This window comes from Candidatus Formimonas warabiya, from assembly GCF_002777255.1.
In the GTDB taxonomy this organism is placed as follows: domain Bacteria; phylum Bacillota; class Dehalobacteriia; order Dehalobacteriales; family Dehalobacteriaceae; genus Formimonas; species Formimonas warabiya.
In genome coordinates this window covers 235,873-261,578 of sequence record NZ_CP017634.1, presented here as the reverse complement: position 1 = coordinate 261,578, position 25,706 = coordinate 235,873, and the positions used below count along the sequence as shown (strand labels likewise).

Genomic DNA, 25,706 nt, shown 5'->3' with positions numbered 1-25,706 from the left:
TTATTTTATCCACGGTTTTTCGTATCAAAATGACGGTCCAGATCTACATATTCCAGCTCAAGTAAGGCCTTCTTTTTGTCAATACCTCCTGCATAACCCGTGAGGCTTCCATTGGAGCCAATGACCCTGTGGCATGGAATCAGGATAGAAATAGGGTTATGCCCCACGGCACCGCCTACAGCTTGGGCAGACATAGAGGGCACTCCCCGCAGCAGGGCAATCTTCTTTGCAATCTCGCCGTAAGTAGTAACTTGCCCATAAGGGATTTTTAAAAGGATCTCCCAAACAGTTTTCTGAAAAGGCGTTCCTTGGGGATCAAGCCGCAGGTTAGGTTTGGAATTCTTACCGGAAAAATAATCCGACAACCAAACTTGCAATGCCTGAAAAACAGTATCATCAGGCGCACTCACCCATGTGTCTGTTTTAGGCGGATAGTATTTTTCTCCCAGAAACCATAATCCGGTGAGCGCTCCTTTTTCCGCGGAAGCCGTCATCGCCCCTAAAGGCGTATCGACGGTACAAGTATAGATCATAATTTTCCCAACCCCTTCTTAATTTTTATCTTTTTCTCCAGTGAACTCCATAAGGTAATGGTTGCATAGGAGCGCCACGGTCTCCATGCCTGCGATACATCCAAAATCTCCTTGGGTGTCATGCCGAAAAGTGCCTTCTTTACTCCATAATCGGTATGAGGAAAAGCATCCGGCCAGTTAAGGGCACGCATGCCAATATATTGGACGGTCCACAAACCAAATCCGGGAAGTTTGAGCAGCTTTTCCATCTCCTGCTCCGGGTCGGCACGCTGGGAAAATGAAATCGAGCCGGTCACTAAAGCTTCGGCCAAAGCAAAAATGGAACGTGCGCGCGCGCCTGTTATGCCTAGAGGACCCAAATGGTTTTCGATGGGAGCTTCAAGGCCATAAATAAGATCCGGACCGGGAAAGGTCACGTTCAGCTCTTCAAAGGGAGTCAGGATTTTCTTACCAAAGGCAGCGGCGAAACGCATGGCCAGCGTACGTGCAGCCTGAACCGTCACCTGCTGCCCCAAAACGGCGCGCACTGACATTTCAAAGGGATCAAAACACCCCGGTAAGCGGATCCCCGGCATGCAGATATCCGGCACAAGCGCATTCATAATTGTGAGCTTTTCAGATATTTCCAGGGGACTGCTATTTACATCAAAAAGACCTCTTATCCGTGCCAGCACCCGGGATAAAACGGGTAAAAGTACCGGAGCCAGGGTAACGGAAAGAGAATTTTTCTTCGGCATATTGGCAACGGAGACCCAGCCCTGATAACTGGCTTCCCCGTTCTGGATCGTTACTGTGCGGCGGTAAACACCGTCTCTCACACTTTCCACACCCGGCACGGCACGAGCGGCAAGAAAGGAAATCAGCTGATCCCATGCATAGGGAGGCCGGTAGCCCAGGGGCAGGGTAATTCCCTCCTGATTTTCCGGAACATTTTTGCCTATACCCCTGAGCTGGCTCGGCGTAAACCGGTAATGCTTTTTGAACAGATCATTAAATCTGCGGATACTGCCAAAACCTGCGATCAATGCTACTTCCGTTACGGAAAGTTGGGTATCGGTAAGCAAATTTTTTGCCAAAAGCAATTTCCAAGTCTGCAGATATTGCACGGGAGACACCCCGTATTCAGCAGAAAAAGCCCGGCGCAAATGCCGATCCGTAATCCCCAGCATATGGGCCAGGTCAGAGATCTTATGGTCAGTCAAACAATCCTCTTCCATGATGAATGCGGCCTTACGGGCAATCCGGGCTACAGCACCCGCCGGAGCCAGGCCCGGCGCCAATTCCGGACGGCATCTGAGGCATGGCCTGTATCCCGCCGCTTCAGCTGCAGCCGCACTGACAAAATAGGAACAATTTTCTTCCTTAGGCAGCTTTACCGGGCAGACCGGACGACAATAGATGCCGGTAGAAGAAACACCAACAAAAAAACGGCCGTCAAAGCGCGTATCATGCGCACTTAAAGCAGCATAGCACGCTTTGTCGTCTAAAAGGATCGGTTGTATTTCTTTTTTGGCCATCTATTTCACCTCGCTTTTAGTATAACATTCATAGAGAAAAAATACTGGCTGCTTTCGGACATGTTCAGGCCTTACTAATCAATTGGGCCGTGCGCCGGCTCAAAAAATGGATAAAGTGACATAAAGTTAATAGTTTAATTTTGGCTAGTCAGGGCACTATTAATTACAGACAGTATCTAGCATCGGAGGAGACGAAAGTGAAAAATAGAAATGTTCGTAACTATATAGCTCTGGCCCTGTGTATTGTGACCACCCTCACTGTAGAACAGGTTTTTGACCTCGTAACCAATAATCCTGAAATTATCGAGACGTTTAATACTATCCGAGTATAAAAAAGGGTCCCTATGCTACAGGACCCGCATTTTTTCTTCTCTTTGCTCTTGGCAGCTCACCTGGCTCCATCATTATTTTTCGATCTGTATAAAAGTTCCTCAGGCCGTTTAACTCCTTTTTTGCCCTTTCAGCCTGACAGTCTTCGCAATCACAGACACTTCGATTATCCTCGGGTTCGGTATAGGTCGATATCACACCCTCGAAATTTCTTAAAATTACTTTTCGGTCATTTCGGGAAATTAGATACTGAGGCAAAACCGGACATTTGCCCCCACCTCCCACCGCCTCGATCACATAAGTTGGTATGCTTAATCCGGATGTATGACCTCTCAAGCTTTCCATTATTTCTATCCCTTTTCCCACCGAGGTACAGAAGTGTTGGATGCCTACCGACCGGTCACACTGGTATAAATAATAGGGGCGAACACGATTCTTGACTAGTGTTTGAACTAATTTTTTCATTATATTCGGGCAATCATTAACCCCTTTGAGCAGCACCGACTGATTTCCCAGGGGAATTCCTGCATCAGCAAGCTTCGCTAACGCCTGCTCAGATTCTGCCGTTATTTCTTTGGGGTTGTTAAAATGCGTATTCAGCCAGATCGGATGATATTGATGAAGCATGTCACACAATTCATCCGTGATTCTCTGAGGCATAACAACCGGGGCCCTGGTTCCGATGCGAATTATTTCCATGTGTGGAATTGCCCGCAGCCTTTTAATAATCTGTTCCAGCCTTTCCGTACTGAGTGTTAATGGGTCTCCCCCAGAGACAACCACGTCTCTGACTTGGGGTGTCTTTTGAAGATATTGAAATGCAGCTTCCAATTCTTCCGGTCCATATGCTCCATCCTGTGATCCGACAAGGCGCCTGCGTGTACAATGCCTGCAATACATGGAACATTGATCGGTAGCCAAAAAAAGCACTCTATCCGGATATCGATGCGTTAAATGGGGTGCCGGGGAATCAATATCTTCAAAAGTCGGATCATCTAAATCGTCAGAATTGCGCACGAGCTCCGGTTCTGTGGGAACTGCCTGCAAGCGGACAGGGCATTTGGGATCACTAGGACTCATCAGTGTTGCATAATAGGGCGTGATCGCCATCCGTAAACTTTTTAAACAATCATGAATACCCCGTTCCTCTTCCTTAGTCAGATTGATAACTTGTTTTAATTGTGTTAGATTTGTAATGCGATTAGCGATCTGCCAATGCCAATCATGCCATTTTTCCTCTGATACATCCTTCCAAAGGGAGATTTCTTTGAACGCTCGCATGAGTAATTACCTCCAAAACTTAAATAATAAATCAGCTGATTGCGGTATCTTAATGCAACTATTGTGCCAAAGCAAACTCAAAGGTTGATTTCCCAGGAAGAGTGCGGTAAATTACCCTTTCCCGCTTCTTAGCACTGATATCAACAAAAATAAAGGCAAAAAAACTTACCCTATTTTCGCAAGTTTTATTGCCTTCTGTCTTTTCCCTTTTATGATAAATAACATCATCGTTTTTCTTATTCCGCGAGTAATTTTTTATAACCCATACTTTTCTATTTTATATTGCAGGGCCTGTCTTGTTATTTTCAGTTTTTTCGCCGCCTGGGTGATATTTTTCGTTATGGATAAGGTATTCGTAATCAATTCTTTTTCATAAAACTCCACCATTTCCTTGAGAGGTTTCTCTTGACCGGCACCCACATGATAATCTTTGATTTTATTATAATTATGATAGACAATATGTTCCGGAATTTCTTTCAAAGTAATGAAATTATTGGAGGCCATATTAAAAGCGTATTCCACGGCGTTTCTCAACTCCCTCACATTTCCTGGCCAAGCATAATTGTTAAATGTTTCTTTTACGATATCGCTGATTTGGTTAATATTTTTTTTCATGGCCAGATTGTATTTTTTCATAAAAAAATCAACTAAGATATTGATGTCCTCCCGCCTTTCTACAAGGGATGGCATATTGATCTGGATCACACTCAGGCGATAAAACAAGTCCTTTCTCAATAACCCGCTTTCAATGGCTTTAAATGGATTTACATTCATTGCCCCAATAAACCGAATATTGATATCAATCTCTTCTTCACCGCCCACCCGCCGAATTTTTTTCTCTTCAATCGCTTTTAATAATTTAGATTGGATGGCCATATCCATGGAATTCAGTTCATCCAGAAACAAAGTACCTTTATTCGCCAGTTCAAATAAACCTTTCTTGTTTTCTGCCCCGGTAAAACTACCTTTAACTGTTCCAAACAAGATACTTTCCAAAATCGTTACCGGGATAGCTGAACAATTAAGAGATATAAAAGGTTCGCTTCTCCTCTGGCTATGGCTATGGATAGCCTGGGCGACAAGTTCTTTTCCGGTCCCTGTATCTCCGGATATCACAACGGAAGATTCTGTATGGGCAACTCTCCTGATCTTTTCTTTTATTTCCAGCAAACCCGGATTTATGGTAATGATATCGTCTAAAGTATATAAGGAATGGGATGGTTTATCTCCCCTTATTGCCTGCGCAGACTGATGAGGAATTTTTTCACCCATCGATGCGATTACAGATGCTTCGATGGTGCCAATAATTTCCGAATTATATTCAATGGGAAAAGTAGAATTAACAAAGGTAATTTGTTTCCCGTTCATATCGGTGATGGTTTCTGTTTCATTGATAATGGGCTGACCACTTTTCATCACCCGAAAGTGATTGCTGGTCTCTTCAGTTAATGAGGGATAAACTTCAAAAACATGTTTTCCCACAAACCCGTCATTCACAAAACTATGGATTTCCGGATTATAGATAATGGAATACTCCACTATCCCCTGCTTATTAATAATAATTAAGGCATCTACATGATCAAATATTTTGGAAATAGCATCAAGATATTTTATCAGCATATTTTTCACCTCATAGAATGACTTTAGAGCTGATCCACTTTCTGTCTCGTTATAAGCTTAGTATACACTCTTCATAAAATATTCCACAACAAGCTGTAGTTTTTTAAACTAATTATATTATAATCTTACGATAAAGAAGAACCGCAGATTTTACTCCACGGCTCTTCAAAACCACTCTGATTACGCTTTTATACCAAAGGTGTCAGCTTCCTTCTGCGGTATATTTAACCAATGAGGTGTCCATTATTGATCTATCACTTGCCAGATACCATCTTCCGGTTTGTATAAAGTAACGGCACCTGTTTCTTTTCCTTGGGCATCCACAAATCTCACCGTTACCGTACCGTCCGGATTCTCTATGGTGACAGCCTCTCCCAGGGGCGTATCGATACTCGCCCCCAATCCTAAAACACGGGCTACCTGCTCGGCATCGCCCCGCCATGGTTGATGCCCCCCCAGCTGCCATCCGAGATTTTCCGGTTCCAGTTCACCGCCGGTGATCCGCCAGCCATCAGGTGTCTCTCGCACAGTAAAGAAACCTGTATAATAGAAAATACCCGGGCGCAACTTTTCACCCACCACCTCAAGGTGTTTGGATTCCACAAAAAAACGTTTTTCCGCCTTTTCTTCACCCGCCGGAAGGAGTTTTAACAGCTCAACATGGGCAGTCCCTGCCCAGGACGCGAGAAACTGTTCATAACTGTTTTTCCCTTGCCATTCTTTGCTCCAATAGCTGTAAGCCGCCGGATACGGCTCTTTTTCCATTCCCAGAGTCCCCCCTACGGCAGCCATTTGATCAAGGGTAAGGTTATTGGCAAAATACAAGGCATCGAAATAGGCCTGCACAGCCATTTCCGGAGTGGTAATTTTTTCAGGCACCCGGGGGTAATACCCCTCCCTTGCTTCTTGTTGCTCCGCCAATCTGGTTACGGATTGCAGCATCTTCATCCTCTCACCGGGAGAACTCCTTCCATCCAGGATATACCAGATTTTGCCGTCATAAGTCCAACTGGCTGTGACATAGATGGAATTGCCTAACTGGCTGACCCGTAACTTACCCCGAATCCCACCCGGCACTAAATCCTCGTCAGCGGGGAGAGCCTGCATCATTTCCCTGGCGACACGAAAGCCTTCTTGCTCTGCTTGACCCACGGCAAAAAACTCCCAGTTCCCCTTAGACCAGGTAACCTCCATGCCATTTTCATAAGAGTTGACCGCTGTCCCGTCTAGTTGCACGGTTCCGGAAGGTTTGGCAAAAAGCTGCTCCTCGGTAGGGTAGGGAGCAAAAGGAGTTCCCGAAGCTGATATGAAAACTACGCTATCGGCCATAGAAATAGGTTTAGCGGTTTCCGATAAGTTAGAATTATCTACTTTTATAACTTCAAAGCTGTAGCTATTCTTTGTTGCTATAAAGTTGGCTACACCGTAAGGACCAGTACCGGGAAGGTAAGCAGGCAGGTAAATAGGGATATCGATACCTTCAAACTTACCGGCCAGATTCCGGAAAAGGTCTGGGAGGACCTGGGGCAGAGAATCCGGCATCTTTTCCTGTTCTGCCGTCTTTCCCAGACTGAGCGCACGATCTGCAAAAGCTACACTTGCGAGAATTGCTACAATCAGCACAACTGTCATCATCTCGACAAGCCACTTTTTATTCACTGCTAAAAGGCCTCCTTTTCATTGCAAGATTAATTATCCCTATCCCCTATTTCACATGACAGAGTTCTCTCACACCACCGTATTGCTGATTACTGTTAGGAAGCCGTTCTTTGTGGCCGTATCAATTAACTGATTGATGGATTGAATGGCCGTATCGCTAAACAAATACCATTGGTTCCCGGTAGCGTCATAAATCAAAGCCTTGGGATATCCGGCCAAAATTTCCGCGGGAAGCGCTTCAATCAAACCATAAATATCAAAGCGTTGGATGCTGTTCCCATTTAGATCCAAAAAATCATATTGGCCAATTTTATAATAAGCGCCAGGTGTGTCGATATCGACCATCCAGGAATACTTGGCCGGAGCTTCTGCCTGGCTGCCTTTGTTTTCTAAAACCAGATCATAAATGGCTTTGTTATACGCATTTCCTTTGATCTGCTGCACTACGCCGCCCATGGTCATGTGGTATTCTTGTTGCAATGCTTTCACTTGTACCCCATCTATGATCAATGGCTCCGTATCCACGGTGACGACGCGGTCTTTGTAATTGACAGCGCAGCCGAATGTTTCTGCCAGAAAGCGCAGGGGAACCATGACACGACTATTCTTTAAATATGGTTTGGCATCAAGCAGTACCGTTTCGCCGTTTCGCACCGCCGCGCCGTCGCTCAATTTTAACATCACCTGCAGGCCGCTTTTAGAGAGAGTCACTTCGGAATTCGCCCAAGTAACCTTAGCACCCAGATTTTCGCTGATCACCCGTAAAGGCACCATGGTATGATTGTTCACGGTTTCAGGCGCCACATCGGAGGTAATAGCAACACTGTCCACGTTGATTTGAATGTTTGCTCCATAGGCAGGCAACGCTGCACATAGGAGCATCCCGGTAAGAAAAATTCCCGAGAAAAGCTTTTTCATTCTTTCCACAACTCCTTTTGAAAATAGTAAACATGCTCTAAAGGCTGTTCGGACATTGCCAGACCTGCTTTTTTATAAACTTTCCAGACTATACTCTACTTTTTTTGTTTTTATATAAGGTGCCTCATAGTAGGATTTACTAAAAATTAACTTCCCGTTCTCTTCTTCAATAAATTCTAAACGATCTCCACTTCCGAAGGGGCCTGCATTTTTCAACGCCTCTTCCTGCTCCTCTTTTGACAGAACCGCTTCATAAACATTTACAATTTTGTTAGTATCTAAGTAAATCATTTTGGTCAGCATTTTATATGTATCTTTCACCAAAATATAATGATCTCCGAAACCTAAAATCGCATAGGTTGTTTCCCAGGAGCCACCCTGATTGGGATCTTTTTCTGCTTCAAAAAGGGCTAGCAGATCATATTCATATTGCACCTTTTTCGTTTTGTCGTCATAAACCCGGACTATTTTTCCATCCCCCATCGCAACCTTTTCTCCATCTGAACTAATGACTGCCTTCCCGGGAAATAAAGCATTTACCACACTTTGATCGATGATCTCGTTTCCTGAAACGTAGATGGTATGGATATCATAGTACAAATGAGGTGCCCCGGAATTATTATTGATGACAATGACATCATTTCCGTTTTTGGTCTTTGTTACGTACATACTGACCCAATCCACACTCATGGGGATCTTCCCCAGCACCAGATGCTGTCCTTTACCCGATTCATCCCGCTTGCTTAATTCCAATGTTTTTTGATTAAAGAGATAATCCGGTGTAGAAATGATGAAATTGTCAATAAATACCGTACGCGTTGCAGGATCCCACTTCACTACCTGATCAAAACTCTCACTGATAAATCGAAGGGGAACAAAGGTTACCCGGTTAATCATTTTAGCAGGCACATCCAAATCTACCGTTTTGTTGTTCACTGTCGCTTTTTTACTGAACAAAGTCAATTCAATCTTCTTCCCATAGCGGTCAAGCAGATCAACTCTCTTGGCTTCTCCATCAAATAAGACGGTATATCCAGAGTTCTCCGCAATTTTTCGCAAGGGAATGAATATTCTTCCCTGCTCTATTCTTGGTTTTTCCTGATCCCCGAACTCCAGGCTGTTTTGGACAATCTCACCCCACTCACCAAAGGAATTTATTTTTACTTGGATATCATTTCCTTTGGCGAGAGCTGTCCATGACAGGGTAAGCAGGATCAACATTGCAAGCACTCCGGTTTTCCATGCTATTTTCATGTTGGTTACCTCCTTTTTTAGAAATCCGTATGTCCGTTTAACATCCTATGTTTAGATTAACAGACGAGGAAAAGGCAAATTTTGTTCCTTTGTCATTGCTCCAATAGCCGATTTATTCCCGGCGCCGTTTCATCTCTTCTGGCACAGGCATAGGTAGCATGTCCCTCAATGATGATAAAATAAAACCTGATACAATTGCATCAGGTTTTGACCTCCAGCCTAGTATAACTCCCGCAAGATCAGCTCTGTAATCCCCGGATTCAAGCCATGCTCCACCCTCTTAACTTTGGGATTGCCTTTATATTCTGTGCGGACCATTTCTCGCAGCTGTGTTCCCCCATGATAGCCATGGACAACACGAATGATATAGATATCTGACTTAGCCTGCTTTAATTGACTATCGATGTAAACCTTTGCCTGATATTTGGTCATACCATGGATATCAAGCTCAATCACACCCTGTGATTTGTGCTGATTCATTGTAATCTCGACCTTCTTTACAACTATCTCCCGCCTCTTGTTTGGGGTGGTCCACGCATCCGGGATCCGGGCGGCCATTTTTTGATTGGTCTTTGCGCCCTATGTCAAGATTGATCGTTACTTTAGAATCCCTAATAAATCTTCCGTTCTCTCACTCATATATTTGTACGAATCATAAACGCCTTGATTGTAAGCGTGGGGTGCTAGTTTCTCCAGGAAAAAGTCCAGGATCAGACCGGCTGCTAAATCCCCTAAATCTTCGTCTTTCTCCTTGAGAAAATATGTTTTGATTTCCAGTATCATATCCTCTCTTGCTTCTTTACTGAGCTCAATTTTACCCGATAAATTTTTCTTAGACAAACTATGGTTCCCCTTTCAAATTTTTTATGGTGTATTCATTGGATACATACTTTCCCCCTTTTGCCCAGTCCATGCTATCGGGTAAAAAGCGTTACGGCACAGATCCGGCTATTGGAACAAAGAGTTCAGCGAAGAAGCATCCACCGTAAATTCCTGAATACCTGCGGCATAGGGCAAAATCTCATATTGCTGGAAATAGACCACGACTCCGTTATTGGAAAGATAATAAGACTGATTCTCGCCAATTTTATCAAAGGGTTCAAACAAAGCTTCGGCTAGATCTCTTTCCTCCAGCTGTTTCTTAACCTGATCGCTGATGAGGGAAACATAATCTGTATTTTCCTGGAAGAGATCTTTTAAAGCATACTGAATCCCTGTTTTTAAATTGATGGTATAGGAGGTCTGAAGAGTACCGCCATGGGCACCGCCAGAATATTGGTAATTTTGAAAGACCAGGCCGATGACATCATTCCGGTTGTATTTGATCTGATAATTAAAATATGTCTCGCATTGGCCGGGCATATCCGGATATTCGCGGACATAGGGGGCCAGCTCTGCTGCATTTCCGACCCCTTCTTGATACGCCTGATCAGCCAACTGCTTAAAATGCGCATTCATTTCATCCTGCACTGATTTATTCTCAAGGCCATCAAGCACAGGATATTGCACCGTCGATTTCAGCCCTTCGGTTTCCGAATACTCTTTTACGGTTCGAATAGAGACGGCATTTTCCTTGATGCTATTCAGCGCCACTTCACCCTTCGTTTGATCCCATTGTACCTGCAAAGAAAGGTGATCGGAAAAAAAATCAGCCCGCATATAGGTCTTGCCTTTAATAAAAAGGGGACCCTCTGTGATGTAAGAATCATGATCATCCACCGCCATCTTCCCATCTTTGAAATTCAGCAAGATGACTTTGTCTTTTGCACTGATCATGACTGTCTGATCCCCTTGTGTCCATTTTACCTCATAACCCAAGGACTCACTAACAGGGCGAAGGGGAAGATAAAGACTGCCTTCATGGATCACAGCCTTCGTCTCAAGGGGGCGTGCATTTAATTTTAGGGCAAGCGTTCCGGTATCATCAGCAAAGGCACACTGCACACTTAAAGCAAACAACAAGATGAAAATGCCGGGTAAGCAAAACCGTTTTTTCATAAAAAGCCATCTCCTCATGATGCATTATATTGCAAATTAGACGCCCTGAAAAATCAAAATGTTCCACATTTCAGCCGGTCCGTTCAAATTTTATCTTCGGGTAGCAAAAGAACCCTGGCTCTTCACCAAGGTTCCAACGCATAAAGCCTTTTTATTTATTTTCCATTTCAAATTTTTTCATGAACGCAACCAGTTTCCGGACACCTTCTACCGGCATGGCATTATAAATGCTGGCCCGCATTCCCCCTACCGACCTGTGTCCGGCCAGAGTTAACAATCCCGCTTTGCCCGCTTCCGAGATAAACTTTTTATTCAATTCATCATTAGGAGCAGCAAAAGGTATATTCATCAGGGAACGATAGCGTGGGTCTACGGGAGAGGTGAACATTTCGGATTCATCAATAAAATCATATAAGATTTGGGCTTTCTCCCTGTTTATCTCTTCCATCGCTTTTACCCCACCCAATTGATCCATCCACTCAAACACCAAACCGGCAATATAAATACTATAGCAGGGGGGTGTATTGTACATGGACTTTTCTTTGGCATGGGTTTCATAGCGGAAAAACACCGGCGTATTCTCCCCGTGCTTGCCCACCAGATCATTCCGGACAATCACCACCGTCAGTCCGGAAGGTCCCAAATTTTTCTGAGCGCCGGCGAAGATCAGGCCAAATTTTGTTACGTCGATTTCCTCCGACATTATGTTGCTGGACATGTCGGCGACTAAAGGAATATTTCCCGTGTCGGGAATGTGGGTGAATACCGTGCCCTCAATCGTATTATTGGTACAGATATGGACATAATCGGCATCGGGGGAAAAGGTATAATTTTCCGGGATATAAGAAAAATTCTTATCTTCTGAGGAAGCCGCCACATGGACGTTAGCAACAAGCTTCGCTTCCGTCATCGCTTTTTTCGTCCAGGTCCCGGTATGGATAAAATCAACTTTTCGGTTCCCGCCCAGCAGGTTCATGGGAATCATGGCAAATTGCTGGGAAGCTCCGCCCTGAAGGAACAATACCGTATAGTCGTCCGAAATATGCATCAGTTTTCTGAGCAGTGCTTCAGCGTTTTCAATAATGGAGAGATAAACTTTTGACCGGTGGCTCATTTCCATTACGGACATCCCGGATCCATTGTAGTCCAGCATCTCTTCCGCCGCTTTCATCAACACGGGTTCCGGAAGCATGGCGGGACCTGCGGAAAAATTATAAACTCTACTCATGATCATTCTCCTTTTTTAAATTTTTTATGATAATTCATGGATAAACAAACCACTTCTCAATTTGGGCTCAAACCAGGTAGATTTTGGCGGCATTACTGCCCCGGCATCGGCAATGGCCATTAAATCGTCAATGGTCGTGGGAAACATGGAGAAAGCCACCTGCATCCCTGCCTGGACCCGCCGTTCCAATTCCTCCAGTCCTCTTATGCCGCCCACGAAATCGATCCTTTTATCGGTCCGGGGATCCTCTATTCCTAAGATGGGAGTCAAGATATTGTTTTGCAAAATAGAGACATCCAACCTGTCCATAGGATCATTTTCTTGGTATGTTCCCTCATTTGCCTTTAATAAATACCACTGACCCCCAAGATACATGCCAAAGGAATGCTTTTCCGGAGGTCGGCATGGCCCGGTTCCCTGGTAAGCCAAAACAGTGAACTTCTCCTTTACCTTTTCCAGAAACTGATCCGGTGTATGGCCGTTTAGATCTTTGACCACCCTGTTGTAGTCCATAATATGTAGCTGTTCATCGGGAAAGAGCACTGCCAGGAAAAAGTTGAACTCCTCATCGCCCCGGAATTGCGGAAATTGTGTTCTTCTTTTCAAACCCACTTTCACAGCGGAAGCAGCCCGGTGATGCCCATCCGCAATATACAAAGTTTCTATTTGCTCAAAGGCCCTGATCAGCTGGGTAATGGTGGAAGCATGGTCGATCACCCAGACCCGGTGACCAATTTCGTCTTCCGAAACAAAATCGCAAACCGGGCTGTGCCCGCCCATCCAATCTTCGATGATTTGATTGATTTCCCCTTGGGCCCGGTAGGTCAAAAAGATGGGCCCCGTATTGGCGTTGCAGCAATCCACGTGACGGATCCGGTCCTGCTCCTTTTCTGCCCGGGTAAGTTCATGCTTTTTAATGATATTATTCAGATAATCATCAATGGAAGTACAGCCCACCAAACCGGTTTGCGCCCGGCCATCCATTGTTTGCTGATAGATATAGAAACATCTCTGGTCATCCTGAACCAGGGTTCCTGCGTCAACCATCTTGTGCAGATTTTTTTTTGCTTTTTCATATACTTGACCATCATACAGGTCAACAGCCGGATCCAGGTCTATTTCCGCTTTATCCACATGAAGAAAGGAATAGGGATTTCCTTTTACCATCAGACGAGCCTCGGCGCTGTCCATGACATCATATGGTAAAGCGGCCACCTTGCTTGCCAGGGAAGGGATCGGCCTAAGCGCTCTAAAGGGTTTGAGAACTGCCATTTTGTCACTCCTTTTCTTTTTTGATCACATCATCATTTGCAGCTAAAATGGTTTGTGATGATCTGGACTACTTCTTTGCCCACTCTCTGCTGGGCCTCATTGGTCGATGCGCCCAAATGAGGGGTCAGGGAAATCCTTTCATGTGTACAGATCTTCTCATTTTTTGTGGGCTCTTCTTGATAGACATCAAGGGCGGCGGCAGCAACCTTTCCGGAATCCAAGGCGGAAAGCAGCGCCTCCTCGCATACGACCCCGCCTCTAGCCGCATTAATCACATAAACCCCGTCTTTCATCTTATTAAATTCCTTTTCACCAATCAGAGGGGTTTTATCCTTTGAGCCCGGAACATGCACCGAAATAAAGTCTGCAACCTGCATCAGCTCTTCCATGGGCAGATATTGATACTGGGGATAATTGGGATCAGGCCCCAATAAGTCGGTATAAACCACTTTCATCCCCAGGGCATCCGCTTTTTTTGCCGTTTCCTTGGCGATGCGTCCAAAGCCGATCAGTCCCAGAGTCTTGCCGGCCAGTTCAATTCCTTCGTAAGCCTTTTTATTCCACTGCCCCAGTCTCATGGAATAATTTGACGCATGGATAAACCGGGCAATATTAAACATATGGCCGATCACAAGTTCTGCTACAGAGGCACTGCTGGCATTCGGCGTGTTTTTTACGGCAATTCCCTTTTCATTGGCGTACGCCACATCGATATTATCCGTCCCTACGCCGCCTCGAATAATCAACTGAAGCCGGCCGGTTTCCAGGGCAGCGTCAATCACAGGTTTTCTAATTTTGGTTGCCGATCGTACCACCACGGCATCATATTTCTTAATCTCTTCCTTTAACTCCTCTTCCGGATAAAATTGTTCCACTACCTCAAAACCGTTGTCTCTTAATTGTGCCACTGCGTCTTGTTCCAAACCGTCTGTAATAAGGATTCTTTTCATTAATCTCCCTCCCAATTTTACCATTAAAAACGCTCTACTGTTTAAAAATTTTTAAAAAATAAAACAATTGTCGGTCCCGATCCTCCCCCTTCCCCCAGCTAATCTCCATGTTTTCTTGAAATAAAAAAACAGAGAATGACATTATTTCGTCATTTCTCTGTTTTCTAACCTGAGAGATTCCACCCCATCTGGTGAAGTGTTGCTCCTTCGGTGCCGGTGGTCCGGCTTTTCAGAGACCTGTCTAGATCCGGTCTTTTTGCCTGAAAGGTTCATTGTGAAAAGACGGTTTCACAACTTGCTTCTTCGGCTCCCCAAAGGGTATCTCCCGAAATCCTTCATCCAGACATTTTTGATTTTATATTTGGATTTATAAAATAAAAAGGCACAGCAGCATACACTCGCCGCCGTGCCTCTGTCTTCTGACCTGAGAGATTAACCGTTTCCGGTTTGCTCCTTCGGTGTCTTCCGACTTTCCAGAGTCGAGTCCGGATACGGTCCTGAAACCTGAAAGTTTCACCGCTGATTTGGCTGTTCAGCAGTTTGCTCCTTCGGTGTCTCGAAAAACTCTCCCGCATCCATCATACTCACATACTCATTTTTATTCCAGTTATTGATAATTCTTACTTATATACTACTATCAAAATACACTCAAGGTCAATAAAAAAATCTGATTATTGGTATTTTTTCAAAAACCTCAGCTACCTGATCTGAAGGCTGGACCAAAAGGTGCCCATTAGAGATGACTACCCTGTGCCGATTTATCTAAACCTGCCACAATCTCCTCTGCCACAAGCCCATTCAGGAAACGTTTAAAGCTGCTCAGCGCTTGATAAACTTCAATATATTTCCACAATATTTCTACACAAAGCATAAAACTCCTCTTCTTCCGGCAGCATTTCATGGAATTTAAAAAAAGCAGAGGCGTAGAATCTGGTCCAACGCATCTGCTTTTGATAAGCGTAAAAATTATTCTGTTCTGGGATCTCCTTTTTGTACGGGCAGGCTCTTATCCATTTCCCACATATACCAACCGCCGTCATATAGCGTGATATTATCCCAACCTTGCATATACGCCATTAACCAAGGTACACAAGCCCTCCAACCTGTCCCGCAGTAAAAACTGTTGATAGTATCCTTAGATATATCCCAGTCTGCCCACATCGGCTCGATTTCGCTAAAGGATTTGAAAGTTCCATCGTCATGAACATAATCTGTCATCACGCCAAAAGTATCTTTGCCACAATGGCCCCATACCGCACCTTTCGGTTCGCCTGCCCCTTTTATGTAATCATAACCACTGGTTTCTCCGATAAACTCTTCCCAGGTTCTAATACTGATTAAACGGAAATTCTTATCTTTTTGCGCTTCTAATACTTCTTTAGGAGTGGCAATAATATATTCCGGATGTTGCGGTATTTCTACACCAAAATCAGCTACCGGGGTAGGCTGATTATCCTTCGTTTCGGTTGGATAACCTGCAGATTTCCAAGTAGTTAATCCGCCGTCTAATAAACGTACATCCTGAACACCGGCCCACATCAAAGCAAATACCACCCGGGCAGCACCGGCAAGATCTGTAGGATTATTCCCATAAACAATCACCGTGGTATCACTTGTAATACCCGCAGCGGTTAAGCTGGCTTTCACATGATCAATAGGCCCAATGTTCCAGAAATTCTCTTCCGTTTCAATGTTGTCGGTATTAAAATGATAAGCACCAGGTATATGACCTGCTTTATAATCATCCGAAGTGGGTCCCCAGGAGGCTTCCAAAATCATGTATTTGTTGTTTTGGTAAGTATCAGCCGGTTCACCTTTTATTACTGCATTCAGCCATTGAGGGGAAACCAAGATCCGACCGTTCGGCGCGCTTGCCCAGTCGCTGGTATTGACAGGGACCGGAGCCGCGGTTTGATCCTGAGTTTGGTCAGTAGTTTGATCGGCTGAAGTCTCTGCTTTTTCGCCGCACCCAGACAGAACGAATACCGCTACTATCAGAATGAGCAATAATAGTATCTCTTTTTTCTTAAACATCATCTTACCTCTTTCTTTTTTATAATTGTAAAAACCAATAACGTTTCCACTTTACGACCAAACATAAATCTTGTCCAATCAATAATTTAAATGATAAACTTATCATTCAAAAAATTATTTTATATTCGTAAAAGACCTGTTTATTTATGATCCCATCCCATCGATTCTGTTTGATTCAAAGCTATAATTAAGATATATTGATAAATGAAAGCTGTACTTATCTTATGATTGAGGTGCTTTATGAAGAAATCCGTATTTGCTTTTTTTACTGTGATCCAAATCCTGCTTTTTATATGCATTTTTGTTGTAGAAAGATTATCCCATAAGTATATGACTATGATGAGAATTGCCTTATTCAAAAACCGTACCTGGGAGGCGGAACTACCTTTGGACAGGCTGCTTGGGGACTGCCAAATGATGCTGGGTGTCCTTGCGGTTCTTGCGATTCTTTTTCTTTTCATATGGGTTGTCAAAACGAAAGCATTTTGCTTTTATGGACATATGCAACTTTTTTCATTCGCCCTTATTGCCGGCGGCAGTGCCGTCTTTATTGCAAAGAGCAGTGTGGATGCCATGCGTACTTACTATGTTGCCGTTATGCTTTTGCTTGTCATTACGGCTATCCAGCTGATCAAAGTTCCACTTTTTCTTAAAAATCACCAAGAGGCAAAATTTCATCTGCCTTTTAGGAATCAAAATATCTAAATCAGCTATCTGCCCTATCTTTCACGAATGTATAAAGTTTGTTAATTGTTTTCCAGTTACGCACAGTTGCCGGTACGTCCAGCTTCTGAAGATGATTGGCAAGCTTCGAATTTCGAATACTATGACGAAATAAAAGATACATATCCCGATTTATGATCCGGTACTCATCGCTTTCACTTTTGAAAGTATCCAAGTACTCAATTTTTTCTTGTGTCGGGGCTTGGGTCAACAAGGAGACATACAGGCTTTCTCCTTCTGAATTTGACGACTCTGCTTCCCTGATTTCTTCTTCCGAAAATGGACAAGCGCGGATCATCCATTCTAACTCGGCGGCTGTTCTCAAAACGACAGCGACGGAAAATCCAAAATTTTTTTTAATCTCATCTTCAATTTTCTTACCCAGGGTATCTTCTTTTTCATTTGATTCAAAGAGAACATTGCCGCTTTGAATATAGGTTTCCACCCGACTAAAACCCATTGCTTCAAATATGCGTTTTAAATCTGGCATCTTAACCTTGTTTTTTCCACCTACATTAATGCCTCGTAATAGGGCGATATAAATCGTCATGCGATACCATCTCCAATAATCTTTCATCATCACGCCATGATAATTTTGCTGATTTTCTTGGCCAGAGCCATGATAGTGAGGATGGGCGGATTTCCCAAAGACTTGGGAAACAGCGTTGCATCGGCAACATACAAGTTTCCAGGGAGCCTAGAATTATGAAGGGTTTTCGCTTCCTCTCTTGTCAGGGGCAGCATGCCGCCGGGATGACCGGCATTGATCGTGCCCAGAAAAAAACAGTCCTTTCTGATCCCATACCTGCTCAGTATCTCTTTGCAGAGCTCGACGCCCTCCTGCAGTCTTTCTTTATCAATTCCGGTAAGTGTTTTTTTGATACTTTTGTGATCAACACTTCCGGTACTGGAATCTGCCAGTTTGATCATCAGTGTCAGGGTATCCGGGGCAGGATACCGCCAGCTTTTATTAAAAAAGAAGCTTAGATAATCAAAATAGGGGGATAAGATATAATGCTCCCTCTGTACGGCGAAGGGCATGGAAAACTCTTTGTTCTGAAGGCTTCCCTTCTGCTTCGCAGCTACGCAGAGGACCGGATCAACAAACAGTCTGCTTTCACATTCAATATCCGAATTCTGAAGGATGACAGGGGTTGAAAAGCCGCCTGCCGCCAGAATGACAAGCTCAGCCGGATAGAAGATGACATTGGATCCTTTTTGCGCCTGTACTCCTTTGACCGACCCATTTTCTATAATTACCTTCAAAACCTTGCACTTGGTAACCAGCTTTGCTCCCTTATCAAAGGCAGCCTTAAGAAATTGACGGCTGTCCCATTTCACACCGGATGGACAGCCCAGTACGCACCTGCCGCAGTTAGTACAGCGCTCATAATCTCCCAGCTTGGGAATAGGCTGGGGATTTAGGTCCATTTCCCTGCAGATTTCAAACAATCTCTTTGTAGCATCGCTCCATTTATTTTGATGATCATTGGTAATGGGAATTTGCCGATAAAGCTCATCGAATTCATCGTCCAGATCAATTCCCAGTTCCTTCAGCCCACTGTCCATGCGCAGGGCATTCCCTGCGGAAAGTGTAGTAGTCCCACCCAGACCGGTCCCACTGACCATCACCATCTTATTTTCCGTTTTCTGCACCCTCATGGACGGAAAGATTAGTTGTATTTCTCTTTCATCAAAGAACAGTCCGGTCTTTTTTAGCTTTTCCAAGACAGACAAGCTAAAGGAAAAGGGCTTGAACTCTCGGCCTGCTTCCAGGACAGTCACTTGAAATTTCCCTTGCAGCTTCTCGGCAGCGGCTGCTCCGCCCGCACCGCTGCCCACCACAATCACTCTTTTCATCTCAAAGCCCCCCGCTAAAATATCCTTTACAGCAGCTGCCGCCTTCCGTGATCCTTTGATAAAAGCAGAGCCTTCCGCCCCCGGAAAGTCCCGCTGCCAGTCCTTCATCCAGGGAAGAAACAAGACTGCACACTTCTCCGGAATAATATTTACTGAAAAAGCACTGTTTGATGATGATTTCACCCTGCCTGTCATATTGAAAATCGATGCCGATAACCTTATAGATAGCCTTAAGTGCCGTAACAGCCTCTTCCCAGGTTCCGATCTGAAGGCTTTTTCTCAGCTTTTGGCCAAAAATCCAAGAATTTTGATACAACCGGTGTTTTACTTCTTCAAGGGGGCATCCGCTCTGCACATAACGCTCAGCCTGTTCCTTTGTAAATAAAGCGTATTTCGTCAAGCACGCGGCAAAAGAAAACCCCTGGAGCTCCGGCAGCTCACTTTGAAAGGCATCGGCGGTCAAGCGGAACAATTCATTCAGCTTTTTCTTCTTTATAAATTCAGGCATGTAAAACTGGATGATTTTCAGAAGCATACTCAAACCTCTGTTTTTTTCATTTTCATCAGATATAGTGCGGCAATGCCTATGAGACCGTCCACAACAAAGTTGACAAAATAGATCAGGTAAGGCTGGTGCATCAAGAATAGATAAATCGAAATGACAGAAGAGGCCAGTTTGCCCTGGGCCAATAAAAACGGATAAATATTCTGCTCCGGGTAGCGGTACATCAGGATTGCCAGCAAAGCAACCAGATACATATAAGCCGAAGCCAGGATCAGATAAAAGCCGGTGCCTGGCAGGGGCGCTCGGGGCAATCCGAAATAAACCGAAAAGCGGTTGAAAAAAATCAGGGCGGCATCAGGGAAAAACAGAAAAACCAGGCCGACAAGGGCAAATAATGCTGCGGCGCTAAGACTGAACAGTTTATATAATCTCACACAGATACCCCCATACCTTTATCGTTCATGATACAATCGGGAAAATTGGGACAGCGGGCTAAACCGGACTTCCTTCATCAGCTCCAGGGTATCTTCTTTACTGATGGGAGACTGTCCCTGATAATATTTTTTCAACAATTCATAGTTTTTGTTAATAAAGCAGCAGCTTTCCGAGGGAAAATGCGCTTTCATCTCTGAAAAAACGGCGTGCACCGACTTATCCCGTACATTTCCAAAGGTGATGGGCGCAAATACACAGGGGCTTACCTCTCCAAATGCATCGATATAGATCATTTTATTGCCGGCATTACAGCCGAAGTGCTCTCCTCCCTCAAAATGGCCCAGATAGTTGACCGTGATTTTTCCCTCTTTATTGTATTGATCCTGTAAGCTGACCAGGCTTAGCCTTTCTTCTTCGGTAATGACGGCACCCTTGTTCCAGAAGGCTTCGACCGACGGCTTGGTTTCACTCAACCAGGCTTCATGGATATTAAGGCTGATCAGGAACTTTAGAAATTCCTCTACCTGATTTTCTTGAAGCATCTCTCTGGATAGGACCGCTGATACGCCTACATGGACGCCTGCGCTTTTAAATATCTCTATCGCCCTAAGCGCGGTCCGGAAGGCCCCCACGCACCCTCTGATCCTATCATGTTTTTCTTCTTCCCAATGGTCCAGGCTGATTGAGACATACAAAAGACCGGCTTTCTTTAGATCCGCGGCCAGTTGTTCCGTGAGGTTGGCGCCTGTGGTAAACAGCTTTATGGCACAATCATCCCCCACACTTTTTATAATCTCAACAATATCTTTATTTAAAAGGGGCTCCCCCCCGGTGAAACCCAGCCAGAAAACGCCCATTTTCTTCAATTCCTGGATCAGCGCCTTGATTTCAGCCGTATTTAAAAGCTCTCCCCTTCTATTCTTGTTGTAACAATACCGGCAATTCTGGGGACAGGCATTGGTCAAGCTGATTTGCGCGTGGGAGGGTCCCGAACTCCTTGCCAGCAGATGCTCATTGATAAAGCGGGTAAAGGCTTTGCTGTTTATCGCCGGCAGATGGGAATGAATAATCAGCTGTCCGTCTATATTCAATAAATGGAACTTTCCCATATATTTCGTCAGGAACCAATTGAGCGCCGGTTTGGCCCTGATGATCTGCATGTTGGACAATAGTGCTTTCACCAAGGCAATCTTATTCTTAAACACAGTCATATGTTCATTCTCCCCAAAAATGATCATCCAATTATACGCTCATATCGTCAAAACATCCTTTTGCCGCATGAGTCATTCACTTTATATTTTTGGCACACTGGTAAGCTGCGGCAAGGGCACCGGGCACACCGCCGATCTGCATCGCCCAGCAGGAGCCGATGTAAAGGTTTTTTACCGGTGTTTTTATATGCACACCCATCGTATTTTTATAGAACCCCTTCTTCGGGTTCCAACTCCATGCAGAGCTTGCTCCATCGGTATTATGGGTAAATCTTTCATAGGTGCGTGGCGTTGCGGCATCCTGATATGCGATAGATTCCTTCAATCCGGGAATCAGCCTGGATGCATTGTCGATCATTGCATCCATCGCTTTTTCCTTCAATTGTCCATACACCTTCTTATCGTCGCCGCCCCAGTTGTGCATCCAACGGTAAGGCGCCTTGATCTGAAGCATCAAGGAGGATTTCCCTTCAGGAGCCAGTTTGGGGTTTACCATTGATGGGGCATACAGTTCTGCAGATGTTTTAGTGAAAAACTCTCTGTCTTCAGCATTGTAAATGTCGCAGCCAGGTGTACTGTTAAGAAAAAATACATGCGGAACCTTCATATATTTGCCAAGTTCTTCGTTGGGCATATTCAGGCCCAGGTATACGGTGCAGTAACCCTCCGAAACGGAAGCCTTGTCGATACGGTTCCGGAGCGTCTGCGGGATCAGGCTCTTATCGTCTAAAAGCCGCAAGAGGGTTTTCTTATAATCCCCGGCAGAAATCACAGCATCTGCGTGATAAACGGTATTTTTGCATGAGACCCCAACTGCCGCCCCGTCTTTTGTGATGATCTTGTCCACATAGGAGTTCAGCTTCAAGTCCCCGCCCAGTTTTCTGAAGTTTTCTGCCAGAATGTCTGCCCAGGACTGCATCCCATCCTTCACAGTCCATAATTCTGTAAATACCCCCCCCAAAGCGCTCCCAACCAACATAGCGGACATATCCGGATAGCCAAATCCACTGAACAGCCGGAACAGTTTGGAGTCTTTTTCAAAATATCGTGCGGCAAACTCGGATGATGTGATGTTGCCATATTGCTTTGATAATTTTATCAGCTTTGGGCCGTTAACGATGTAAGGGAGCATTGATGTTAACATGGCACGCCCGCTGTAAAGAAAGGGCATCGGTCCATTCATGGGGCCCATCAGGCTAACTATTTTGTCCAAATCTGAAAAAACCCGATCCAGCTTTTCTTGTTCGGCTGGAAAAGCACGGTAAATCATGTTTTTATAATCGTGGTAATTTTCCGGAATGCCGTCAAAATCCGCCGAGACAAAACGAAATCTCTGTTTTATGAAGTCTATCTTTTCAAATACGCCGATGTCCTGCATGGCCTGAAATACCGATGCGGAAGCTTCAAAGGCAACCGTGCCGCTTTCAAAATAGTAACCCTTCCTGTAAAACCCGGCGGTATAGCCGCCGGGCATACTGTGGGCTTCAAATAGGGTTACTTGGTGCCCCTTCTTTGCCAGAAGGTTCCCTAAAATCAGCCCGCCGATTCCTGAACCGATGATGATTATTTTTTTCACTTGCCCCATCCCCTTTGACATGAACTCGTTCATGCTATTTTTGATCATCAGTGAGGCCTTTCATGACAAATTCAGCCAAGTAATCTAAAATCTGGGGGAAATATTGAATGCCAATTTCTTCCTTATGAGTGTCGATATTGATAAGCGCAGTAAAAATAGCCATTATCAGCTCACAATCAATATCGTCCCTCATTTTCCCTTCCATCTGCCATTTTTTGATTAACTCTAGAAAACTATGATATAAGAAGTCAACATGTTTGATGCCGTTCTCCTCACGGTAATGCTGTTCCAGCTTGCTGAAGACATCCCTGTTATACCATTCCCTCAGGATGGGATTTGAATTCATGCCATTGACGTTCAGCAGCATTAATTCTTTAACGGTCTTTAATGGTTCCTCATTCAGGTCGAGAGATTCCATAATGCTTTTTTTAAGTTTTACGTTTTCTTCTAAAAAAATCTCCATAAAAAGCTTCTCTTTCGAGGAATAATAGTTATAAAACGTACCTACCCCAATTCCAGCCATTTTGGTAATGTCAGAAACATTGGTGTCTTTAAAGCCTTTGGAGCTGAATAACACTTTCCCACAATTAAAGATATCTGCTTTTTTATCGTTCAATTCACTTACCTCCGTCATGGTGAATGAATCATTTTTTATTCATTCATATTGTACCATGACGATATTTCCCTGTCAATGGATTTCTAGAATAACCAAGACAGAGCGTAAGTACCCTTCTTTCTGTCTACCCGCCTGTGCATAGTTTAAAAACCTAAACTTTCTCCCACAAGTATTACTTTAATTCGGCCTTTCGTCATGGACATACCGGTAATGACAAGCTGGCTGCATGCACCTTCGGCTGCTTGAGAAAGTTCATCAAAAGAAGCGTAGTCCCGCTTAAATATCAGCATGGTAATCGGTGCCGCATAGTTTTTTGCCCGCAGGATAGCCGCATCTAAATTTGGCGCTACTTTATTGAGACCTGCTATTACTATTACATTTTTCGGACCAAAGATCAGTGCGGCGACCCTGTTGCCGTATCCATCGATATTCACCAGCTCACCTGTTGCAGATATAGCATTCGAGCTCATTAAATAGTAATCTGCGCTTAATGCCTGGTGGGCAACTTTATCCTTTGCGATCCCTCCCTGTACGCCATTCGGATCCAGAAAATTGTACCCTCCCTTTTTTAACGCGGCCCGCAAGCCAATTTCATGAAGAGTTGCAGAACCTCCGCAAGAAACCGTACTGTCTTTGGGGATCAGCTCAAGAACTTTTTTTAGGGCATCTTCTTTTGTCTCACAATAAAATCCTTCCATATTCCGTTTTTTTAATTCTTCGATTAGCTTCTGCGCTAATAAGGCATGATAGCATTCTTTAGGTTCCACAAGTATTCCTCCCATAAATTTGATGATATCAATCGAGCGTTCAAAGAATAACAACAGATGATGATGATTATATTTTAACGGTAGAGTAAAAAATTAATAAGTCTATATTTCCCATTTTGCATTTAAAGAATCCTTTTTTTGCTTGACTTAGAGTGAACTTTAACTTATATACTATATTTGGTGAAGAAACGGAGTGAGATTCATGGAATATACACAATATGGGAAAACAGGGTTAAAAGTGTCAAAATTCGGACTTGGCTGCATGAGGTTTCCCACAGACGAAAAAGAAGCGATGGCGATGGTGCGGTATGCGATTGACAACGGCGTCAATTATCTTGATACCGCCTATCTCTATAAAGACAGCGAGGTTATCACCGGAAAAGCGCTGAAAGACGGCTATCGAAATAAAACCTATTTGGCCACCAAAAGCCCAATCTGGAATATCACGAAACATGAGGATTTTGAAAAATATCTTGATGAGGAATTAATACGTCTTGGAACCGATCACATTGATGTCTATCTTCTGCACAATCTTTACCCCGGCAACTGGGAGAGGGTCCGGAAATATAACGGGCTGACCTTCCTCGACAAAATGATCGAAAAAGGGAAAATCCTGCATAAGGCGTTCTCGATCCACAGCACGCTTGCGGCCTTCAAGAAAATTGTAGATTCCTTTGACTGGGAGATGGCCCAACTCCAGCTTAATATTCTGGACGAACACCAGCAGGTCGGCGTGGAAGGGCTAAAATACGCAGCCAAGAAGGGCCTGGCGATAAACATCATGGAGCCCCTGCGCGGAGGGTCTCTCATTACTAATGCTCCAGCAGAAGTTTATGACCTCGTCAACGCCTATCCCGAAAAACGTTCCCTCGCTGAATGGTACTTCCGCTGGCTCTACAATATGCCGGAAGTATCGGTCATCTTGAGCGGGACAAGCACCCTTGAACAGTTGAAGGATAATCTGAGAATCTTTGACCATGCTGAGCCTGGTGTCATGACAGAGGAAGAGCAAAACCTGATTGTAAAAATTAGGGAAGCCTTTGAAGCGAAAAAAAGCATTGGCTGTACAGGGTGCAGGTATTGCATGCCATGTCCCCGCGGTGTAAGGATTCCGGAAGTTTTCAAGCTTTATAACAGCTATCAGCTTGCAAAGGACAATCCGATCGACCCGGTTGTCTACCAGAGAACTTTTGTTCCCTCAGGTTTCGGGGCGGATCAGTGCGTATCCTGCGGGCTTTGCATGCAGCACTGCCCACAGGAGCTGAAAATTCCCGAATTGCTCAAACAGGTTCATACGGAATTAGGAGGAGAAACAGAATCAGTAACAGGAAAGATGGTGCTTCATTAAAAAGCTTATTTGATCAAACTTGCACAAATACCATTATCAGTATAAAATTGGAAATAATCAGGGTAAAGAAT

Annotated in this window: 25 protein-coding genes and 2 riboswitches; of the genes, 2 read left to right on the top strand and 23 right to left on the bottom strand. The window is 44.3% G+C overall.

Annotated elements, in window-relative coordinates:
* Nucleotides 1-5: 5 nt before the first annotated feature.
* From DCMF_RS01165 to DCMF_RS01100, 15 genes are all read right to left on the bottom strand, one after another.
* Nucleotides 6-533 (bottom strand): methylated-DNA--[protein]-cysteine S-methyltransferase, encoded by a 528-nt coding sequence (locus DCMF_RS01165; protein WP_148132733.1) that lies wholly within the window; start codon nucleotides 531-533, stop codon nucleotides 6-8.
* Nucleotides 530-2,050, bottom strand: coding sequence for a DNA-3-methyladenine glycosylase 2 family protein (locus DCMF_RS01160; protein WP_148132732.1), 1,521 nt, complete (start codon nucleotides 2,048-2,050; stop codon nucleotides 530-532). Before DCMF_RS01160 ends, DCMF_RS01165 begins: the two co-directional genes overlap by 4 nt.
* A 342-nt stretch (nucleotides 2,051-2,392) precedes the next feature.
* Nucleotides 2,393-3,661, bottom strand: a complete 1,269-nt coding sequence (gene kamA / locus DCMF_RS01155; RefSeq protein WP_148132731.1) for a lysine 2,3-aminomutase — start codon at nucleotides 3,659-3,661, stop codon at nucleotides 2,393-2,395.
* Nucleotides 3,662-3,916: 255 nt separating this feature from the next.
* Entirely contained in the window at nucleotides 3,917-5,281 is a 1,365-nt protein-coding gene (locus DCMF_RS01150; protein WP_148132730.1) for a sigma-54 interaction domain-containing protein, read from the bottom strand.
* Nucleotides 5,282-5,524: 243 nt separating this feature from the next.
* Nucleotides 5,525-6,940: a hypothetical protein gene (locus tag DCMF_RS01145; protein WP_148132729.1), complete on the bottom strand. Its 1,416-nt coding sequence runs from the start codon at nucleotides 6,938-6,940 to the stop codon at nucleotides 5,525-5,527.
* Between the two features lie 69 nt (nucleotides 6,941-7,009).
* Nucleotides 7,010-7,858 (bottom strand): copper amine oxidase N-terminal domain-containing protein, encoded by an 849-nt coding sequence (locus DCMF_RS01140; RefSeq protein ID WP_148132728.1) that lies wholly within the window; start codon nucleotides 7,856-7,858, stop codon nucleotides 7,010-7,012.
* Nucleotides 7,859-7,930: 72 nt separating this feature from the next.
* Nucleotides 7,931-9,112 carry a stalk domain-containing protein gene (locus DCMF_RS01135; RefSeq protein WP_148132727.1) on the bottom strand — a complete coding sequence of 394 codons (1,182 nt, stop codon included), beginning with the start codon at nucleotides 9,110-9,112 and terminating at the stop codon, nucleotides 7,931-7,933.
* Nucleotides 9,113-9,331: 219 nt separating this feature from the next.
* Nucleotides 9,332-9,592: a Smr/MutS family protein gene (locus DCMF_RS01130; protein ID WP_148132726.1), complete on the bottom strand. Its 261-nt coding sequence runs from the start codon at nucleotides 9,590-9,592 to the stop codon at nucleotides 9,332-9,334.
* 117 nt (nucleotides 9,593-9,709) lie between these two features.
* Entirely contained in the window at nucleotides 9,710-9,952 is a 243-nt protein-coding gene (locus DCMF_RS01125) for a DUF2164 domain-containing protein (RefSeq protein ID WP_148132725.1), read from the bottom strand.
* Between the two features lie 108 nt (nucleotides 9,953-10,060).
* Nucleotides 10,061-11,110, bottom strand: a complete 1,050-nt coding sequence (locus DCMF_RS01120; protein ID WP_214659008.1) for a stalk domain-containing protein — start codon at nucleotides 11,108-11,110, stop codon at nucleotides 10,061-10,063.
* 151 nt (nucleotides 11,111-11,261) lie between these two features.
* The gene (serC, locus tag DCMF_RS01115; RefSeq protein WP_148132723.1) at nucleotides 11,262-12,338 is read right to left on the bottom strand and encodes a 3-phosphoserine/phosphohydroxythreonine transaminase; all 1,077 of its coding nucleotides are present in this window, start codon (nucleotides 12,336-12,338) and stop codon (nucleotides 11,262-11,264) included.
* A gap of 24 nt (nucleotides 12,339-12,362) precedes the next feature.
* Nucleotides 12,363-13,610, bottom strand: a complete 1,248-nt coding sequence (locus tag DCMF_RS01110; protein ID WP_148132722.1) for a DUF1015 domain-containing protein — start codon at nucleotides 13,608-13,610, stop codon at nucleotides 12,363-12,365.
* 32 nt (nucleotides 13,611-13,642) lie between these two features.
* Nucleotides 13,643-14,560, bottom strand: coding sequence for a D-2-hydroxyacid dehydrogenase (locus tag DCMF_RS01105; RefSeq protein WP_148132721.1), 918 nt, complete (start codon nucleotides 14,558-14,560; stop codon nucleotides 13,643-13,645).
* A gap of 147 nt (nucleotides 14,561-14,707) precedes the next feature.
* A riboswitch (glycine riboswitch) is annotated at nucleotides 14,708-14,803 on the bottom strand.
* A gap of 239 nt (nucleotides 14,804-15,042) precedes the next feature.
* Nucleotides 15,043-15,142, bottom strand: a riboswitch (glycine riboswitch).
* Between the two features lie 151 nt (nucleotides 15,143-15,293).
* Complete coding sequence (locus tag DCMF_RS29010) at nucleotides 15,294-15,431, bottom strand: hypothetical protein (protein ID WP_214659007.1); 138 nt, start codon at nucleotides 15,429-15,431, stop codon at nucleotides 15,294-15,296.
* Nucleotides 15,432-15,526: 95 nt separating this feature from the next.
* A complete protein-coding gene (locus DCMF_RS01100) occupies nucleotides 15,527-16,597 on the bottom strand; it encodes a sulfurtransferase (RefSeq protein WP_236860153.1) in 1,071 nt (356 codons plus the stop codon).
* Between the two features lie 411 nt (nucleotides 16,598-17,008).
* Between DCMF_RS01100 and DCMF_RS01095 the strand changes: the two genes are divergently transcribed.
* On the top strand, nucleotides 17,009-17,299 hold the full coding sequence (locus DCMF_RS01095) for a hypothetical protein (RefSeq protein ID WP_148132720.1): 291 nt from the start codon (nucleotides 17,009-17,011) through the stop codon (nucleotides 17,297-17,299).
* Nucleotide 17,300: 1 nt separating this feature from the next.
* On the opposite strand, the gene DCMF_RS01090 is transcribed toward DCMF_RS01095, so the two are convergent.
* From DCMF_RS01090 to DCMF_RS01055, 8 genes are all read right to left on the bottom strand, one after another.
* The gene (locus tag DCMF_RS01090; RefSeq protein ID WP_148137684.1) at nucleotides 17,301-17,867 is read right to left on the bottom strand and encodes a DUF1697 domain-containing protein; all 567 of its coding nucleotides are present in this window, start codon (nucleotides 17,865-17,867) and stop codon (nucleotides 17,301-17,303) included.
* Between the two features lie 29 nt (nucleotides 17,868-17,896).
* The gene (locus tag DCMF_RS01085; protein WP_148132719.1) at nucleotides 17,897-19,177 is read right to left on the bottom strand and encodes a GMC family oxidoreductase N-terminal domain-containing protein; all 1,281 of its coding nucleotides are present in this window, start codon (nucleotides 19,175-19,177) and stop codon (nucleotides 17,897-17,899) included.
* Between the two features lies 1 nt (nucleotide 19,178).
* Nucleotides 19,179-19,712 carry a hypothetical protein gene (locus DCMF_RS01080; RefSeq protein ID WP_148132718.1) on the bottom strand — a complete coding sequence of 178 codons (534 nt, stop codon included), beginning with the start codon at nucleotides 19,710-19,712 and terminating at the stop codon, nucleotides 19,179-19,181.
* Nucleotides 19,713-19,714: 2 nt separating this feature from the next.
* A complete protein-coding gene (locus DCMF_RS01075; RefSeq protein WP_148132717.1) occupies nucleotides 19,715-20,116 on the bottom strand; it encodes a hypothetical protein in 402 nt (133 codons plus the stop codon).
* An 18-nt stretch (nucleotides 20,117-20,134) separates the two neighbouring features.
* Nucleotides 20,135-21,328 (bottom strand): radical SAM/SPASM domain-containing protein, encoded by a 1,194-nt coding sequence (locus tag DCMF_RS01070; protein ID WP_148132716.1) that lies wholly within the window; start codon nucleotides 21,326-21,328, stop codon nucleotides 20,135-20,137.
* Nucleotides 21,329-21,404: 76 nt separating this feature from the next.
* A complete protein-coding gene (locus DCMF_RS01065) occupies nucleotides 21,405-22,904 on the bottom strand; it encodes a phytoene desaturase family protein (RefSeq protein ID WP_214659006.1) in 1,500 nt (499 codons plus the stop codon).
* A 34-nt stretch (nucleotides 22,905-22,938) separates the two neighbouring features.
* On the bottom strand, nucleotides 22,939-23,520 hold the full coding sequence (locus tag DCMF_RS01060) for a TetR/AcrR family transcriptional regulator (protein WP_148132714.1): 582 nt from the start codon (nucleotides 23,518-23,520) through the stop codon (nucleotides 22,939-22,941).
* 143 nt (nucleotides 23,521-23,663) lie between these two features.
* Entirely contained in the window at nucleotides 23,664-24,287 is a 624-nt protein-coding gene (locus tag DCMF_RS01055; RefSeq protein ID WP_148132713.1) for a lactate utilization protein, read from the bottom strand.
* 202 nt (nucleotides 24,288-24,489) lie between these two features.
* Between DCMF_RS01055 and DCMF_RS01050 the strand changes: the two genes are divergently transcribed.
* Nucleotides 24,490-25,635 (top strand): aldo/keto reductase, encoded by a 1,146-nt coding sequence (locus tag DCMF_RS01050; RefSeq protein ID WP_148132712.1) that lies wholly within the window; start codon nucleotides 24,490-24,492, stop codon nucleotides 25,633-25,635.
* Nucleotides 25,636-25,706 lie beyond the last annotated feature (71 nt).